Source organism: Paenibacillus sp. Marseille-Q7038, assembly GCF_965111595.1.
The window spans coordinates 2,182,812-2,201,190 of record NZ_CBCOOM010000001.1 but is presented as its reverse complement, the minus strand read 5'-3'; the positions used below and the strand labels follow the sequence as shown (position 1 = coordinate 2,201,190).

Annotated in this window: 18 protein-coding genes; all 18 read left to right on the top strand. The window is 43.5% G+C overall.

All coding sequences use genetic code 11. The features are described 5' to 3' along the window. Positions 1–56: 56 nt before the first annotated feature. The 18 genes from ACWPWY_RS10405 to ACWPWY_RS10320 all read left to right on the top strand — a co-directional run bounded on the left by ACWPWY_RS10405 (position 57) and on the right by ACWPWY_RS10320 (position 18,317). Positions 57–503: a LamG domain-containing protein gene (locus ACWPWY_RS10405; protein WP_454192850.1), complete on the top strand. Its 447-nt coding sequence runs from the start codon at positions 57–59 to the stop codon at positions 501–503. A 298-nt stretch (positions 504–801) separates the two neighbouring features. Further along, positions 802–1,815 carry an aldose epimerase family protein gene (locus tag ACWPWY_RS10400; protein WP_454191635.1) on the top strand — a complete coding sequence of 338 codons (1,014 nt, stop codon included), beginning with the start codon at positions 802–804 and terminating at the stop codon, positions 1,813–1,815. Between the two features lie 90 nt (positions 1,816–1,905). Beyond that, positions 1,906–3,294, top strand: coding sequence for a class II fumarate hydratase (gene fumC, locus ACWPWY_RS10395; RefSeq protein WP_454191634.1), 1,389 nt, complete (start codon positions 1,906–1,908; stop codon positions 3,292–3,294). A 166-nt stretch (positions 3,295–3,460) separates the two neighbouring features. After that, positions 3,461–3,886, top strand: coding sequence for a DMT family transporter (locus ACWPWY_RS10390; protein WP_454191633.1), 426 nt, complete (start codon positions 3,461–3,463; stop codon positions 3,884–3,886). Positions 3,887–3,917: 31 nt separating this feature from the next. Next, a complete protein-coding gene (locus ACWPWY_RS10385; RefSeq protein ID WP_454191632.1) occupies positions 3,918–4,391 on the top strand; it encodes a DMT family transporter in 474 nt (157 codons plus the stop codon). A 381-nt stretch (positions 4,392–4,772) separates the two neighbouring features. After that, positions 4,773–5,225, top strand: coding sequence for a MarR family winged helix-turn-helix transcriptional regulator (locus ACWPWY_RS10380; RefSeq protein ID WP_454191631.1), 453 nt, complete (start codon positions 4,773–4,775; stop codon positions 5,223–5,225). Between the two features lie 28 nt (positions 5,226–5,253). Beyond that, on the top strand, positions 5,254–5,766 hold the full coding sequence (locus ACWPWY_RS10375) for a GNAT family N-acetyltransferase (RefSeq protein ID WP_454191630.1): 513 nt from the start codon (positions 5,254–5,256) through the stop codon (positions 5,764–5,766). A 256-nt stretch (positions 5,767–6,022) separates the two neighbouring features. Continuing rightward, positions 6,023–7,645, top strand: coding sequence for a PucR family transcriptional regulator (locus ACWPWY_RS10370; protein WP_454191629.1), 1,623 nt, complete (start codon positions 6,023–6,025; stop codon positions 7,643–7,645). A 101-nt stretch (positions 7,646–7,746) separates the two neighbouring features. After that, a complete protein-coding gene (gene uraD / locus ACWPWY_RS10365) occupies positions 7,747–8,298 on the top strand; it encodes a 2-oxo-4-hydroxy-4-carboxy-5-ureidoimidazoline decarboxylase (protein WP_454192849.1) in 552 nt (183 codons plus the stop codon). Beyond that, on the top strand, positions 8,299–9,285 hold the full coding sequence (pucL, locus tag ACWPWY_RS10360; protein WP_454191628.1) for a factor-independent urate hydroxylase: 987 nt from the start codon (positions 8,299–8,301) through the stop codon (positions 9,283–9,285). It abuts the gene before it with no gap. Between the two features lies 1 nt (position 9,286). Continuing rightward, positions 9,287–9,652 (top strand): hydroxyisourate hydrolase, encoded by a 366-nt coding sequence (gene uraH / locus ACWPWY_RS10355; RefSeq protein ID WP_454191627.1) that lies wholly within the window; start codon positions 9,287–9,289, stop codon positions 9,650–9,652. A gap of 44 nt (positions 9,653–9,696) precedes the next feature. Further along, a complete protein-coding gene (gene allB / locus ACWPWY_RS10350) occupies positions 9,697–11,106 on the top strand; it encodes an allantoinase AllB (RefSeq protein WP_454191626.1) in 1,410 nt (469 codons plus the stop codon). Next, entirely contained in the window at positions 11,099–12,412 is a 1,314-nt protein-coding gene (locus ACWPWY_RS10345; RefSeq protein WP_454191625.1) for a M20 family metallo-hydrolase, read from the top strand. Before allB ends, ACWPWY_RS10345 begins: the two co-directional genes overlap by 8 nt. Further along, positions 12,399–13,652: a pyridoxal-phosphate-dependent aminotransferase family protein gene (locus ACWPWY_RS10340; RefSeq protein WP_454191624.1), complete on the top strand. Its 1,254-nt coding sequence runs from the start codon at positions 12,399–12,401 to the stop codon at positions 13,650–13,652. Before ACWPWY_RS10345 ends, ACWPWY_RS10340 begins: the two co-directional genes overlap by 14 nt. After that, positions 13,646–15,241 (top strand): gamma-glutamyltransferase, encoded by a 1,596-nt coding sequence (ggt, locus tag ACWPWY_RS10335; protein WP_454191623.1) that lies wholly within the window; start codon positions 13,646–13,648, stop codon positions 15,239–15,241. Before ACWPWY_RS10340 ends, ggt begins: the two co-directional genes overlap by 7 nt. 43 nt (positions 15,242–15,284) lie before the next feature. Beyond that, complete coding sequence (locus tag ACWPWY_RS10330) at positions 15,285–16,622, top strand: 5'-deoxyadenosine deaminase (RefSeq protein WP_454191622.1); 1,338 nt, start codon at positions 15,285–15,287, stop codon at positions 16,620–16,622. A gap of 107 nt (positions 16,623–16,729) precedes the next feature. Next, entirely contained in the window at positions 16,730–17,749 is a 1,020-nt protein-coding gene (locus ACWPWY_RS10325; protein ID WP_454191621.1) for an XdhC family protein, read from the top strand. Then, positions 17,697–18,317, top strand: a complete 621-nt coding sequence (locus ACWPWY_RS10320) for a nucleotidyltransferase family protein (RefSeq protein ID WP_454191620.1) — start codon at positions 17,697–17,699, stop codon at positions 18,315–18,317. The genes ACWPWY_RS10325 and ACWPWY_RS10320 overlap by 53 nt, the downstream gene beginning before the upstream one ends. Positions 18,318–18,379: the final 62 nt, after the last annotated feature.

Sequence of the window (18,379 nt, the reverse complement as noted above, 5' to 3'; positions counted from 1 at the left end):
AATTTTCTTTTGAGGAAAAGTTAACTGATACCAAAGGCAGCTTTGGAAGCGGAACGGTGATCGGAGATAAAATCGGTAACCCAGATGGTGGAACGATCTCATATAAGGATGGGGTAAAAGGGAAAGCAGCCGCGTTTGACGGGAAGTCAGGTATCCTTCTTCCAAGCGGACTGATTTCAAGCGACAGTTATTCGGTTGCGATGTGGGTATATGCAGATGAATTGAAGCCCTACACTCCCGTGTTCTTCGGAGCACAAACGAATAAAAACTGGATTAGTATGCTGCCGATGGGACATGATGGGGCAAAAAACAACGCGATGTTGTGGTCAGGTGAAGCGTGGTACGATGCAAAAACGGATGTGAAAACACCGCTTCAAAAGTGGACTCACTATGCATTTACGGTGAATGGTGACGCAGTTACCGTATATGTTGATGGAGCAGAAAATATACGGGCAAAGGTTTCCCTGATATTTTTACAGATAATAAAGGAACCTTCAGTTTAGGTACAAACTGGTGGGATACTCCTTTCAAAGGTATGATTGATGAGTCAGATCTACAAAGGAGCAATTACTCCAGAAAAAGTGGCTGAACTTGCTTCATAATATGCTTCAAGGGTAATAAACAATAAGCACTTCTCTAGAGAAGTGCTTATTGGAATTATATACAGGATACCTCTCCTATTTTTTGCACCATAAAGGCATATGATAGAATTTTTTTGTAGAACATGATATATTCGTCAAGAGAATAACTTTGCTTCATACTAGATATGAAAGCGCTACATATAGGAGGCGTTGAAGAAACATGGTACAAGATACGCATACAGCATATGAAGGAACATACGGAAGTTTTCCTGCTATCATTTTGAAGTCAGGCCCTTACGAAGCTAAGATGATCCCGGAAATCGGAGGGAATCTAGTTTCTTTTCGTGATGTAGAGCGAGGTCATAGTTACCTGAGAGAACCAGGTGAAGATCACGCTGAGGAATTAAAAGAGAACCCAGGAGTATATGGAATTCCTGTACTATTTCCGCCGAATCGATTCGAGGATGGTAAGTTTCCTTGGAACGGCAAGGTATATCAATTGCCAATTAATGAAGAAGCAACGGGCAATCATCTGCATGGATTTATGCACTACATACCATGGCAGGTTGTAAGTTTTGGTACAACTGAGCAGGAGAGCTATGTCATTGTCGAACAGATTGTACGAGAAGGACATGAATTTTATAAGTATCTCCCGTTTGAATATACGATCCGTCTTCGTTATACACTTAGCGAGCTAGGACTGCAGCAACAAGTTACCATTATAAATGAAGGTAAGGAATCGATGCCTAATTTATTAGCTTTTCACACGGCAATCAAGGCGCCATTTGATAATGCAAGCGAGGCTTCTGATTATAAAGTCAAAGCGACGATTGGTCAGCGTTATGAGCTGAATGCTCGTAGTTTGCCGACAGGCGACATACAGCCTTTATCCAAAGAAGAAGAGCTCTTAAAGACAGAAGGCGTGAATCCATATTTTGAAGCGATGGATAATCACTATACTTCTGAGCCTCAGAATGGACGTAACTACATGGAACTTACGAACACAAAAACAGGAGATACGCTTGTTTATGATGTAGGTACATCGTATAAGCACTGGATGATCTGGAACAACAATGCGAGCAATCAGTTTTTCTGTCCTGAACCGCAGATGAATCTCGTAAATGCACCTAATGTAACAGGAAAATCAAACGAGGAAATCGGGCTGATTGCACTAGAACCAGGTTTTGTTTTTGAACAAGCCAGCCGGTTGTATGTAGTAAATAGATCTCAATAGTTAATAGGCAGTGAGGATATCTGCTGCTCAAGCTTTTCTTCATAAAAATAACTTAGGATCCCATAAGATTCGGTGAAGGAGGAATTGCAATTGGATTTCCGTATTGAGAAAGATACGCTAGGTGAGATGAAGGTTCCAGCTGATCGTTTATGGGGTGCGCAAACACAGCGCAGTAAAGAGAATTTTCCAATTGGTCAGGAAAAAATGCCGATTGAGGTCATTCGTGCGTTTGCGATACTGAAAAAAAGTGCTGCCCAAAGTAATCTTCAGCTTGGCAAGCTCTCAGAAGATAAAGCGGCAGCAATTGTATACGCAGCCGATGAGATTTTGAGTGGCCGCGTGGATGATCATTTCCCGCTCGTTGTATGGCAGACCGGAAGTGGTACGCAGTCCAATATGAACACAAACGAAGTGATTGCAAATCTCGGTAATCAGTGGCTCGCTGAACAAGCTAAGGAAGAACGTCTTCACCCGAATGATCACGTGAATATGTCACAAAGTTCTAATGATACATTCCCTACGGCGCTTCATGTTGCAGGTGTTATTGCAGTGGAAGATGAATTGCTGCCAGCTATTCGATTGCTAAAAGGAACACTCCATCAGAAATCGGAAGAATTCATGGATATCATTAAAATAGGGCGTACTCATCTGCAAGATGCTACTCCGATTACACTTGGGCAGGAAATCAGCGGCTGGGAAGCCATGCTTGCTAAAAGCGAGCGTATGATTGCAGCTAGTGTGGAGACCATGAAGGAGCTTGCTATTGGAGGAACCGCAGTAGGTACGGGAATTAATGCTCATCCTAAGTTTGGCGAGATGACCGCAGAAGAGATTAGTAAAGCAACAGGCAAAAACTTTACTTCTGCAGTAAACAAGTTCCATGCCCTGACAAGTCATGATGAAGTGGTCTATACCCACGGTGCCGTCAAAGCACTCGCTGCGGATCTAATGAAGATTGCGAATGATGTACGTTGGCTGGCAAGTGGACCTCGTAGTGGTCTAGGAGAAATTTCGATACCAGAGAATGAGCCGGGTAGCTCCATTATGCCAGGAAAGGTAAATCCAACGCAGAGTGAAGCTCTCACTATGGTCGTTGCACAAGTGATGGGAAATGACGCATCCATAGGTTTTGCGGCAAGCCAAGGTAACTTCGAACTGAATGTGTTTAAACCGGTTATTATCTATAATTTCTTACAATCCGTGCAGTTACTTGCAGACTCCATTCGTGCATTTAATGACAAATGTGCCGTTGGTATTGAGCCGAATAGAGAGGCAATTAAACAGAACTTGGATAATTCCCTCATGCTAGTTACAGCGCTCAATCCGCATATCGGTTATGAGAACGCAGCGAAGATTGCGAAGCATGCGCATAAGAATGGTCTGACGTTAAAAGAAGCAACACTTGCTTCGGGACTTTTGACAGAAGAACAGTTTGCAGAGTATGTTGATCCATCCAAAATGATTGCTCCAAAAGCATAACCCGGTATAAAGCAGGAAAATGTACAGATTCTAATCCGTACATTCATAAAGGACTAGAAACCTTATCGGTTTCTGGTCCTTTTCTTATTGGGTTGCCTTTTTTCATAGCGAGCTTGTATGATTAGACATGCTGAACGTATCTTTTGGACAGAAGGGAGTACAGAAATTGAAAGGAATTTTATTTGCCATTTTGGGTGGGGCGTGTATTACACTGCAAGGGATAGCGAACACCCGAATTAGTGAAGATATGGGGACATGGCAGGCGGCTGCCATTACACAAACTACCGGGTTTGTGATTGCATTACTCATTATGCTGCTTGTGCGTGAAAGAAACTTTGGCGCGATCAAGAAGGTAAAACCTCTATACATAACGGGTGGCCTGATGGGAGCAATTATTATTTTTAGTGAAGTGACTGCGATCCAAAAAATCGGTGTAACCCTCACGATATCTGCCTTGTTAATTGCCCAGCTTAGTCTCACATATCTAATCGACATCAATGGTTGGTTTGGGGTAATGAAGCGGAAAATTACCATTCCGCAGTTGCTTGGGATCGCGATGATGATTATTGGAGTTATTATTCTTAAGTTGTAATGTAATAAGATTGGAAAGGACCCGTTATGATATGACAATAGGAATTATGATAGCTTTGATTGCAGGCTCATTTGTAGCGATGCAGGTTGTTTTTAATAGTAAAATGGGCGAACACACAGGTTCCTGGTTTACAACGACTATAGTACTTGGACTTGGAGCAATCGCTTCTATTGCGATTAGTTTAGTGGTAGAAGGAACCGGTGGATATCATATGGAGAATATGAAGGCATGGTATTGGATCAGCGGAGCGATTGGGGTAGGGGTCGTATTTAGTTTGATGCAGGGAATCAAGTTACTCGGGCCTACGTTTTCGACATCTATTGTGCTCACGTCTCAATTAAGTTTTGCGTTATTATGGGATTCGCTTGGTTTTTTTGGACTAGAAAAAATTGAATTTACAATGAACAAATTGATTGGAGTTCTCGTGATCATAGGAGGCATTCTTGTCTTTAAGTATGGAGAGCGTCTAAGCCAAGTACGGAATTCACCAAAACGAAGTAAATAGGGAAGCCGAATGTAGTGTCTAAAAACGGACCGCTTCTCCAATACAAATCCGGAATTTCGGAATGGAGTTACGTTCAAAGCGGAAAACTTGTGTGTTAAGTTTGAAGTGACTCCTAGAATATCCGCTTACATGGTTTTTAGTTAAATAAAATAGTTATCAGGTATATACCATGAACAAAACTGACCGACTTTTAGGTTGGTTTTTTTTACGTTTAATGGAGCAAATCCCCTAACACCTGAGCGCAAAAGATAGTGATTGAAAAGTATATATTTTGCCATCTATTCTTCATTCTCATTAATATTGCAAATACAACAAAGATAGGTTAAATTAATATATATTAAATTGTTGCAAATGCAATAAAATTAAGCTAAGGAGCTAAATATGAAGGGAATTCTTCGTGAAATAGGAATGATCGCAAGGGCTTTAGATTCAATAAGTAATATAGAATTTAAAGAATATGACCTTACAAAAGGACAATATTTGTACCTTGTACGAATTTGTGAAAACCCGGGAATCATTCAAGAAAAATTAGCTGAGATGATAAAAGTAGATCGAACAACCGCTTCACGCGCTATAAAGAAATTAGAAATCAATGGCTTTATTGAAAAGAAAGAAGACAATCATAACAAAAAAATAAAGAAACTATTTCCCACGGAAAAAGGGGAGGCTATTTACCCTTTTATCATAAGAGAAAACGATTATTCCAATAAGATTGCTCTCTCTGGATTATCCGATGATGAAGTAGAGACAATTTACAATTTACTGCAGAAAGTCAGAAACAATGTAGAAAAAGACTGGGAGTACGTTAAAAAAGGCAACAAGAGAAAATATTGATTTAGTAGTGGGAGGAAAAATCACGAAGATGAATATCAGAAAATGTACAATGGAAGATCTAGATTTACTTCGGAAAATAAGTGTGGAAACATTTAAAGATACATTTGAAGATCAGAATTCTCCAGAAAATATGAAAACCTATCTTGATAGAGCATTTAACTTGAAACAAATAGAAGAAGAATTAGTAAATGAATGTTCAGAATTCTATTTTATTTATTTGAATGAAGAAATCGCTGGGTATTTAAAGTTAAACACGAATGACGCTCAATCTGAAACGATGGGACATGATTCACTAGAAGTGGAAAGAATTTATGTAAGAAGAAAGTTTCATAAACAGGGGCTGGGTAAATTCCTCATAAATAAAGCGATCGAAATCGCAAGAGAACAGAACAAAGAGAAGATGTGGTTAGGCGTTTGGGAGAAGAACGAGAATGCTATTTCCTTCTATAAGAAAATGGGGTTTGTGCAAACAGGCGCTCATTCTTTCTATATGGGTGATGAAGAACAAATAGATCTGATCATGACCAAAATGCTTAAATAACCTATTGAATTAAACGTGATTTTCAGAAAAATACGTCTTCTGTCCAAAACACGATCTTTCGCACAAAAGCGGGAAATCGTGTTTTTTTGTGCTTACAAGCATAGGAGTCCATACACCATAAAAAATGAGCTAGTAGAACATAAATGCAAAGAATAATCCTACTCCTCTATTCCATATGCCGCTACAAAAGTTATAATATTTAACAAATAAGGAGATAACTTCACGTTACATGTTAGGTATAGAAAGGGTGTCTTGCATGCAGCTTACTGTTAATGAAGCCTTAAGTATCTATCCTCTCTCTGAGGCTAAATTGGTCGCTGGAGCACAGGGAGGGGCGAGAGTTATTAAATCGGTTAATGTGATGGACGCACCCGATATTGCGGAGTGGATTAAATCCGGCGAGCTGTTATTTACGACCGCCTTTGTGATGAAAGACAGTGAAGATGAAGCTGTTATGCTCCTTCGGAAGTTGCATGAACGAGGTTGTGCAGGTCTCGGTATAAAACTCGGTAGATTCTGGGAGCACATACCGAATCAGATTGTGGAAGAAGCGGATCACCTCGGATTCCCCCTAATCGAATTACCTTTTCAATTTACGTTTTCTGACCAGATGAATGCCTTGTTTAAGGCTGAATATGAACGGAATACGAAAACACTGCAAAATGTGGTGGAGAAACAGAAAAAACTAATGCAATTCGCCCTAGATCAAGATCATAAAAAAGATGTGTTTGCTAAATTGGTTAGTATTATTGGTCACCCCATTGCTGTGATCGGTTCGAGGGGACATTTATTATTTGCGAGCGAAGAAACAAAGGATCTGAATGTACAGCAAGGATGGCCCTATAAAGCAATGTTTCAGCGAGTGAAATGGGATCATGGCAGTTGCTATCGTGTTCCCATCATTCAAAAAGATGAAGATTTCGGCTTTTTACTTATATATACAGATGGGGCTTATGCGCTAAAAGAGGAAGAAGAGTTGTTTCAGCAAGCAGCGGAAGTTCTTGCTTATGATATGGATATGACTTACCGAGATCATATTAATCCAACCCTGCAAGATGAGATGTGTCTTTTAATGAAACAGTATCTGGAACGGAAGATCAACGGGGATGAGCTGGTGAGACGTTCCGAAGGATATGGAATACAGTTGTTCCAAGGAAATTATCAATGTGTACTGACAACAGTGGAACCTGAGATGTTTGCTGATGGGAAACTGCTGAAGGAGATTCACCGAGAACTGCAATACAATCCAATGATGCAGCTGACCAACTCTTCACATATCAAAATAAATGAAGGTATTCTTTCGATCTATACATGCCCTGCCGGAAAAGATTATGGCGAAGAATTGTCCCGTTTTCTTCTCAGTCGGTTTGAAGATATCATTGAGCCTGGTAAAACGGCTGGTGGTTCCATACCGAGATTTTGGATCAGTAAAATGAAATATGAACCCAAGTCACTTCGTGAAGCTTATCAAGAATGCCTCCATACCCGCTCACTTGCCGCTCGCTTTGGAATGAAAGAAATTGCCCTTCAGTTTGAAACGCTTGAATTCGCTTATCTTTTTAGTCATGTACCTGAATCTGTAATGGAAAATTACTGCAATAAGGTACTGGAGCCTTTACAGATGGAGGGCGGAGATCCAAGTCAAATTTTAATGAATACACTCGAAGCATTTATCGAAAATGACGGACTTATTAATGAAGCAGCAAAACAATTGTTTGTACACCGTAACACAATCACATACCGTATGGATAAAATCAGTACCCTCCTGCAGATGGACCTCAAAAAATCAAATGATCTTCTCAAACTCAAACTTGTATTTACCTTTCGGAACTATTTACAGGCTCATGAATCCATTCCTAAACCACGCTTCATGAAGTAGTATACGTGCACAAAACACAAAACAAATCTCACATGTTAGTTTATATGACAAATATGTTCCCTATATATTGTCAATTAAAATTCATATAGCATAAAATGTAAATACAAAAGCAAATTAGGAGGTGGGATTCACTGAACCTAACATTAGAAGATATAAATTCTTTCACTAAGGAAAGGTACATCGCTTTATTTGGTGATCTTTTTGAACATTCACCTTGGATTGCTGAAGCCACTTACCACAAACGGCCTTTTGCTTCTTTGGAACAAATGCATGCGTTAATGATCAAAGTAGTGGAACAATCAGATAACGATAAGAAAATGACACTGCTTTGTCATCACCCGGATCTTGGATCGCGTCTTACGATGAGTGAGCATTCTGTAAACGAACAAAAAGGAGCGGGACTAGGTACGCTGCCTGCTGCAGAGCAACAAGAACTTTCGAGAGACAATGACAGGTATAAAGGAAAGTTTGGATTTCCTTTTATTATTGCGGTGAAGGGTAAAACACCTGAAGAAATCGGGAAAGCCTTGAAGGAACGATCAGAGCATACTCCGGAAGAAGAATTCCAAACCGCATTAGAAGAGGTTTATCTGATTAGTTGGTATCGTCTTACGTCTTGGGTGGAACAAAACATGGCAGAGGAGAGGGTATGAATGACTTACGAAGCGGCGAAAGAGAGAACGATGTACTACGGAAAAGGGGATGTATGGGTATTCCGTTCCTATGCCAAACCGCTGACAGGTGTGAAGGTAATTCCTGAATCTTCTTTTAGAGGGAGAGGAAATGTTCTGTTCGGGATGAATATCAAGGTAGCTGTCAAGGGAGAACAATTTATTACTTCTTTTACAGAAGGGGATAATTCTCTAATTGTGGCAACAGATTCTATGAAAAATTTTATTTTACGTCATGCCGCTGATTATACAGGGGCTACGGTGGAAGGTTTTCTAGAATACGCAAGCCGAGCTTTCCTTGAAACCTACCCGCAAATGACAGGGGTACGAATGTCAGCAGAGCAGGTTCCTTTTGAAGAGATTGGGGTCGGAAATACCAATGGAATCGCTGCCAGTGACCTTGTGTTTAAGTATTCTCACAACGAAAGTGCGAGCGCTACATTTGTTCTTGAACGAGAAGGGGATCGCATACATGTGGCAGAGCATCAAAGCGGGGTCATGAATCTTAGATTAATTAAAGTGAAAGGCAGCAGCTTTTCCGGTTTTGTAAGGGACGAATATACGACACTTCCGGAGACTTCTGACCGGCCATTGTTCATCTTTTTGAACATTCATTGGAAATACACAGAAACAGAAGATGGTCTTGATGACACCCGCGGTAATTATGTCGATGCAGAACAAATACGTGACATTGCAGCTACCGTATTCCACGAAAATAATTCTCCTTCCATTCAGTCTCTCATCTATCTAATCGGACTACGAATGCTTCAAAACTTCAGCCAGCTGGCAGAGGTATCTTTTGAATCCAACAACCGTACCTGGGAAACGATTGCCGAGACGGTAGCAGAAGGTCCGGGGTCTGTTTTTACAGAGCCGCGTCCACCCTATGGTTTTCAAGGCTTCTCTATGACAAGGGAAGATCTTACCGCAGCACAGCTAAATGAAGCACAGCAAGCAGGCAGGGTGTAGGATGGACGGGAAATTAACAACACATGTGCTGGATACGAGCCGAGGAATCCCGGGAAGTGATATGAAGGTTGAACTTTACAGGGTTCAGGAAGAGCAGGGAGTAGAGCAGGCTGTTCTGATTGCTACCCGTTTCACGAATGCGGATGGACGCTTGGATACTCCTTTTCTCGAAAATGAGCTGAGCGAAGGGGTTTATGAACTTCGTTTCCATGCCAGAGCGTACTTTGAGGCTTTTCTATTAGAAAGTGGAATACATACCATCTGGGATATAATTCCACTCCGATGTAAGATCACGAGCACTAATGAGCATTACCACGTTCCCTTACTTGTTGCTCCAGGGGGATATAGTACGTACCGGGGCACGTAATAGCAAGTATTGCAGGTCATCTTATTGTAAAAGGAGGGCTTCTGATGCCGAAAAAATTTGAAGTCATCATCCAAGGTGGCTGTGTTGTTTTACCCCATGGTGTGGAAAAAGTGGACATCGGCATTCAGGATGGAGTGATTACGGCGATCGCTCCTGAGTTAGATGCAGATGAAGCTGCTATCTTGTACTCTGCTGAAGATCAGCTTGTATTTCCGGGTGTGGTCGATGGACATGTTCATTTTAATGAACCCGGATTAGCAGCGTGGGAAGGATTTGAGACCGGTTCTGCCGCACTTGCTACAGGCGGAATGACTACATATATTGATATGCCGCTGAATGGTGTTCCACCGACGACCACGAGGCACGGCTGGGAGAGTAAGTTGTCAGCTGCCGACGGAAAAAGCTATGTAGATTATGCTTTATGGGGTGGGCTTGTTCCTACAAATGAAGGGGAACTAAGTTTTCTCGCTGGTGCAGGTGCAGCAGGGTTCAAAGCATTTATGTCTGAACCTGGCGGAGAAGGAGATGAGATTTTCACTCGAACGGATGATAAGGCGCTGATTCGCGGGATGTCTGTCATTGCAAATATTGGCGGGGTGCTTGCTCTGCATGCAGAGAGCAATGAAATGACAGATGCACTTGCCTATGCACGAATCTCCAAAGGAAGAGTAGGGGCAGAAGATTATTTGGCTTCCCGTCCACCGGAAGCGGAAGCAGAAGCAGTAACTCGCGCCCTCATGTACGCCAAAGAAACAGGATGCAGACTTCATTTTGTTCATATCAGCACCGCTAGGTCTGTAGAGCTTATTACAGAAGCGAAGCGCAGCGGACTTGATGTTACGGTAGAGACTTGTCCTCATTATTTGGTGCTTACAGAAGAGGATGTTGTAACAAGGGGGGCCGCCTTTAAATGTGCACCTCCCCTTCGCAGTAAGCAGGAGCAGGATCTATTATGGGAGGCTCTCTTATCAGGTGATATTGATATGATCGCCTCAGATCATTCCCCTTGCCCTTCCTCCATGAAAGATACGGACAATTTCTTTCAAGTATGGGGAGGGATTGCAGGAGCACAGAGTACGTTGCTCTTGATGCTTGAAGAAGCTCACATAAAGCGGGGTGCACCACTTCCGCTGCTCGCTTCTTTACTCGCAGCAGGACCTGCTAGACGTTTTGGACTGGATTCTTGTAAAGGAGAGATCGCACTGGGTAAAGATGCTGATTTTGCAATCGTAAGGTTGAATGAATCCTATACGCTGACTCAGGAAGAAATCAGATATCGACATCCGATATCACCCTATATAGATCGTACATTCTCCTGCAAGATAAAGGCGACTTTTAGCCGAGGATTTCAAATTTATGACGATCTACACGGATTGACTCATCAAAGACGAGGTCGGTTTATTCCTTCCATACCGTCTAAAGCGGCGGCGGAAGAGGGGGATATTTATGTCTGATTTTTCTGAAACTCCCATCAAAAGTACTGAAGTTGACAGAGAAACAACATTTGCAGCTTCTTGTCATCTTCTTCATGAATTGCTAGAGGAACTTTCGAATCTTGGGAAAAGCGAGGAAGGAGGAATGACAAGATTATTGTATTCCTCTTCTTGGCTGAAAGCACAGCAGCATCTTCAACATTTTATGCAGGAAAAAGGCCATGTCACTTCTTTTGATCAATCCGGAAATTTATACGCATTGCTCGAAGGTACAGACGAGAACAGTCGCCATAAACCGCTGTTTACAGGGTCGCATATAGATACCGTTATTTCGGGAGGCAGGTTCGATGGTGCACTCGGCGTTGCGGCAGGAATGGTTGCTCTTCTATATCTGAGTGAAGTATACGGGCCTCCGGTTCGATCACTTGCAGCGGTGTCTTTATGTGAGGAAGAAGGCAGTCGATTTCCGTTTGCTTTTTGGGGTTCGAGAAGTGTTACGGGGTCAAATGATTGGGGTGCTGCAGGTGACCTGAAAGATGTGGAAGGGATCAGTATGCTGGAAGCGGCCGAGTTATGTGGATTCGGTCCGAATTCATCTTACCGCGTGAGACCTTTCGAGCCGGGTGGATATCTGGAACTTCATATTGAACAGGGAGCTGTGCTTGAGAGAACGAGCACATCCATCGGCATTGTTACCGATATCGTTGGACAGAAACGTCTTGATGTAATGATCACCGGTGAAGCCAATCATGCGGGAACGACTCCTATGAATTACCGAAAAGATGCGCTTATCGGTGCATCCGAGATGATTATTCGAATCCATGAGCTTGCGCTTTCTTATGGTGACCCGCTGGTAGCCACTGTAGGTACGATTGAGCTTTGGCCGGGGGCAGTTAATGTGGTTCCGGGAAAAGTGGTATTCACTTTGGATATCCGGCATACGGACAAAGAGATTATGGATCGTTTTATACAGGAGGCGCTTCTGATTATTTCCGAATTGGCAGTGCGAAATCGACTAGATGCACAGTGGCAGGAGCATTTGTCGGTAGATCCTGTGGCTCTGGATGATCGATGGATAGAACAGATTCAGAATGCTTGTGAAATACTTGATTTCTCTTACCGTAAAATGCCGAGCGGTGCAGGGCATGATGCTCAGATTTTTGCAGAGGTATGCAGGGCGGCAATGATCTTTGTACCAAGTCAGAATGGTCTGAGTCATCATCCTGAGGAATTCACCTCAGAGGAAGACATCAATCGGGGGTTCCGAGTGCTTGTAGAAATGCTGTACCAATATGGCTACTGGGGGAAGACAGATGAAAAAATATAAAGAGCTAAACCCATCGCTTCGAACGATCATGACACCTGGGCCGGTGGAAGTTGATCCGCGTGTGCTGCGGGCCATGTCATTTCCTATATTAGGACAGTTTGATCCTGAATTTACGATGCTGATGAACGAAACGATGGAGATGCTCAGAGATGTATTTCAAACCTCTAATGAGTGGAGTTTCCCAGTAGACGGAACTTCTAGATCTGGGATAGAAGCAGTCCTTGTCAGCATTATTGAGCCTGGGGATAAAGTGCTGGTACCTATTTTTGGGAGATTCGGACATCTGCTTGTTGAAATCGCTCAGCGCTCTGGTGCGGAAGTTATATTTATGGAAATCGAGTGGGGAAGTGTTTTTGATCCGCAGATCGTGATAGAAGCGATTCATACTCATAAGCCGGATATGGTTGCCTTGGTGCACGGTGAAACGTCTACAGGTCAGATGCAGCCATTAGCTGAGATTGGAAAAACGTGCAGGGAACTGGATATTTTGTTTGTGGTTGATGCTGTTGCTACGATTGGCGGTGTGCCTGTCAAGACGGATGCTTGGAATATTGATGCAGTGATCGGCGGAACTCAAAAATGCATCTCCGTTCCATCCGGTATGGCGCCGATTACTTATAATCAGCGGATCGAAACAAAGCTTCGATCTCGAAAACAAATCGAACGGGGACTACGAGATCCGGCAAGTTTGGATAATGAGCCATCTTTAGTACCCATCCGAAGTAATTATTTTGATCTAAGTCAGATTCAGGATTACTGGAGTTCAGCTAGACTGAACCATCATACAGAAGCGACCTCTATGCTGTATGGTCTGCATGAAGGGCTACGTATTTTACTTCAAGAGGGGCTTGAAGACCGCTTCGCAAGACATGTACGGAATGAAAAGGCGCTTGTGCAGGGAATCAAAGGAATGGGACTTTCGTTATATGGAAATGAGGAAAGTAAACTTCCTTGTGTGACATGTATAAATATCCCGGACGGGATTGATGGAGAGCTTGTACGAAATAAACTGCTTCATGATTTTGGAATTGAAATCGCCAGTTCATTTGGACCGCTTAAAGGGAAGATCTGGAGAATTGGAACGATGGGGTATAGTTGCAGTCGTAAAAATGTGCTGCACGTACTAGGTGCGCTTGAAGCGGTACTTATTCACGAAGGACATCAACTTCCTGCCGGGGAAGCGGTGCAAGCAGCACTTTCGGTATATGCGGAAACCAGTAAGGAGGAAGTGCCATGCTGAATCAAATGCCAATGGGTACGGAAGTGATGATCACTTCCCCCCACCACTTAGCTACCAGTGCAGGTGCACGGATCTTAGCTCAAGGCGGAAATGCTTATGATGCCTCTATTGCCGTCAGTATTACACTAGGTGTTGTTTACCCTCATATGACAGGACCTGGAGGGGATGCTTTTTTTCTAATGTATGATGCCAAGTCCAGCGAGCTTTCTGGATATAACGGAACAGGGCGCTCACCTGCTTCTCTGACGAGAGAGTTGTTTGAGCAGATGAACATAACTTCGATTCCTAGAAGAGGTGTTCTCAGTGCAGTGACGGTGCCGGGCGTGGTAGATGCCTGGTGGGAAATATCGCAGAAATATGGATGCCTGCCTTGGGAGAAGTTATTTGATTCAGCCATTCACTATGCGGAAAAAGGATGCCCGATCTCTCGTAATGTACATACTTGGATGCTTCGAGATGAAGCGTATATTCGGGCGGATAAAGGATTATCCAGCGTTTATATCCGAAATGGAAAGTTGCTTGCGGAAGGGGAACTCTTTACTCAGCTTGATCTGGCGACTTCCTTGCGAATCCTGCAAAGCGGTGGAAGGGAAGCCTTTTATAAAGGGATCCTAGCAGATGACATAACAAACTCCGTTATTCGAGATGGTGGATTTCTGCAAAAAGAAGATTTCGAAAATCATACAGGAGAATGGGTTACTCCGTTAAAGGTAGATTATCGGGAGTATGAGGTATACCAAATGCCCCCGAATTCTCAAGGATACTCTGTCCTCATGATGCTGAATATGCTGGATAATACAAACGTAGCTTCTATAGATCGTCTATCTGCTTCGTATTATCACCTCATGACGGAAGTGATTAAAAAATCATTTCGGGACCGTGATCGTTATTTGACTGACCCTGAATTTCGTGAAATTCCAATCGGTGATTTGTTATCTAAACCCTATGCGAAACAGTTGTGGGAGGAGATTGCGAATTCTCCTGAAAAAGCACAGCCCTTCCTATCTCAAGCGATGGGTCAGGACACCGCTTATGCGGCTGTCGTAGATCGGGAAGGGAATGCCGTTTCTTTTATCCAAAGTCTATATTTTGATTTTGGTTCTGCTTATGTCCCTGAAAACACCGGGATTATTCTTCAAAATAGAGGCTCCTTTTTTTCACTTGATCCAGATTCCCCAAATGTACTCGAACCGCGCAAACGAACCTTTCACACGTTGATGCCTGGTATGGTATTGAAAGACGGCAAACCTTTTTTGCTCCTGGGTACTCAGGGCGGAGAAGGGCAGCCTCAGACGCAGTTATCCATTCTGACCGCAGTGCTGGACTACGGCTATACGGTTCAAGAAGCGATTTCACTTCCTCGCTGGGTATATGGGCGAACCTGGGATGTGGATGGAGATGAACTGAAACTCGAAAAGCGATTTGGAATAGAGGTTATCGAGCAATTGCAGACTATGGGGCATGAAGTGATTGCGCTAAGCGAATGGGATGATTTGATGGGGCAAGCACAAGGAATTCTCATAGATCCGAACGGATTACTTAACGGAGCAGCGGATCCTCGAGGCGACGGCGCAGCGATAGGTTGGTGACATCGATACGGATAAGGTTGCAGTCTGGGGAGGTTCCTAAAAGATGAGTACACTACTGATCAAAGGTGCGCAAATCGTGACGATGAATGGAAATGAAGATGTATTTATAGGCGATTTACTCATGGAAGGGAACAAGATAAAGGAAATAGGGGAGGACATTCAGGTAGCTGCTGATCGGGTTATTGACGGCAAAGGCAAAGCGCTGCTTCCTGGATTCATTCAGACTCATATTCACTTATGCCAGACTCTTTTTCGGGGGCGTGCAGATGATCTTGAACTCATGGATTGGCTGCGTAAGCGGATCTGGCCTCTTGAAGCAGCGCATGATGAGGAATCTGTATATTACTCTGCACTTCTGGGGCTCGGAGAACTGATCGCGAGCGGCACAACGACTATTCTGGACATGGAGACGGTTCATTACACGGACTCTGCTTTTCAAGCAATGGCTCAAAGTGGGATGCGTGTGGTTTCGGGAAAGGTCATGATGGATCATGGAGATGAGGTACCGCTCCCACTGCAGGAAACAACGGCAGATTCCATTCAGCAAAGTGTTGATTTACTTGAAAAATGGAATGGTTTTGGCGGTGGACGAATTCAGTACGCTTTCTGCCCTAGGTTCGTAGTTTCCTGTACAGAACAGCTGCTTACAGAAGTTCGGGATCTGTCAGCACGGTATCATGTAAAAGTACACACGCATGCTTCGGAAAATCGAGGAGAGATCGAACTTGTCGAGAATGAGCGCGGCATGCGTAATGTTGTTTATCTGGATCACATTGGTCTGGCTACGCCGAGGCTGGTTCTTGCCCACTGTGTATGGCTTAGTGAAGAAGAAAAAGAGATCATTCGTCTGCGCGGTGTAAAAGTAACACATTGCCCAGGTTCAAATATGAAGTTATCCTCGGGAATCGCGGACATACCAGATCTGCTCAACCGGCAAATTCATGTCGGCATTGGTGCCGATGGCGCATCTTGTAATAACAATCTGGATATGTTTCAGGAAATGAGACTCACAGCTCTCATGCATAAAATACCGCATGGACCAACAGCTATGGATGCCAGAACGGTACTTCGAATGGCGACAATGGGCGGTGCGGAGGTACTTGGTATGGCGAAGGAGATAGGAAGTCTTGAAGTAGGCAAGAAAGCAGATGTGATTCTGCTGGATCTACATGATTTTCATACCTATCCATCTTACGATGTGGATGTTTATTCCCGAGTTGTCTATTCGGCAACAAGAAGCAATGTGGATACTGTCATTATTGATGGGGAAATCGTGTTAGATCAGCGGGCAATGCGAACGATTGACCGCTCCATCGTATTAAGAGAAGCAGATTGCAGTATTGCAAGAATGGTGAACCGTATCAACGAAGTGCCTAAGTAGTTTACATCCATCTTATTATGTCCATCGTGCGCGGCCTCTGCCGTTCGTAATTCCACATTCGTTGTCTACGGCCGGTGGAGAACGAGGGAAGAGAGAGGGGAAATCATATGGAGATGCATGATATTTGCGAAGCAGCTTTAAATGAAGTAAGACCACTGGTTTTAGCAACAGCTGTATATGTAGAAGGTCATGCATACCGTAAGCAGGGGGTTTCCATGCTCTTCACGGAGGATGGCGGAATGATAGGAAGTCTTAGCCCGGGCTGTATTGAAACTGATCTAGCTTTAAGGGCACAAGAAGTGAGACGGTCTGACAAACCTGAGTTGGTCTTGTACGACATGAGGCCCGAAGATGATTTATCTTGGGGTGAAAATATCGGTTGCGGCGGGTTGCTACATATTTTGCTGGAGCCGATAGCAGGGGATCTGAGATGGAAGTTAACTCAGATGAAACTGTATCTGGATCAAGGGTATTCCGTTACAATCCGGCGCAAGTGGAACGAACAGAAGCAAGACGTTCATTATTATGCTGAGAAGGGTGAACATCCGTTTCATACCGAAGATGATTCAATCGAAGCGCTATACTCCCATACTTATCACCCTAAACCAAGACTTCTCATTCTAGGGGCAGGTGATGATTCCATTACCCTCGTTAAACTTGCGGCGAGTACTGGATTTCGTGTCACGGTGGCTGATTGGCGGGAAGCCTTATGTACAGAAAAACGATTTCCAAATGCAGCACTTCTTGTTGGTTTTCCTGAGGAAATCTTACGTGCTTTTCAGATCAAGGAGCAGGATTACCTTCTCCTCATGAGTCATCAATTCCCCAAGGAACGAGCGTTTCTCGAACAGTTACAACATTCCTCATACCGATATCTCGGCATTTTAGGCTCCCGGTTCAGAACCTCCAGGCTTCTTGAAGGTCTGGCACCCTTCCCTCATTTGTATACACCTGTTGGACTTACCATAGGTTCGGAAGGCCCCGAAGAAATAGCGATAGCGATTACCGCTGAACTCATTGCTGTCAAACGTAATATAACAGCAGTTCATGATCATGCCAAGGGGGCGTACAGCGATGCAGACAGCAGGGATTGTACTCGCGGCAGGTCAAAGTCGGCGCATGGGTAAGGAAAAAATAAATCTAGAGCTGAGTGGTGCTCCCCTCGGCTCCTATGCGGTAAAAGCAGCATTGGATTCGAACCTTGATTTGGTTATCTTGGTCGTCAGAGTAGACGATCCGCTTTACTGGCTCGTAAACCCAGCGAATGACAGGCTAGTCATTACTAGATGCTCTGATTGTGAGCTTGGAATGAGCCATTCTCTTCGCTGCGGAAGGAATGAAGCGGTAGATCGGGGTGCTGACTGTGTCCTAATTTTATTAGCGGATCAGCCACTGGTTCAAACCGAACATATCAATGCTCTGCTATCCGTATACTCCTTATCACCTGAACTTCACTATGTCGCAGCGAAAGATGGGGATGTAGTTAAACCTCCGCTGCTGCTATCAAGCAAGGTCTATCCTGTGATTTCTAAGCTCGAAGGAGATGTAGGAGCTAGATCCATCATTCGAAACCCAGCTTATGTAGGAGAACAAATCCCATTTGAAAAAGAAGTCTTCTATGACGCAGACACGCCTGAAACTTTACTTTACCTTGGTGAGCTGATGGAGTCGTACAAGAAAATGGATTTTTCTTGATTTTACTAAGGAATAGAAATGGACGTAGAGGTTGTTACAGCTTAGGTGGGAGTAAGGGGTGT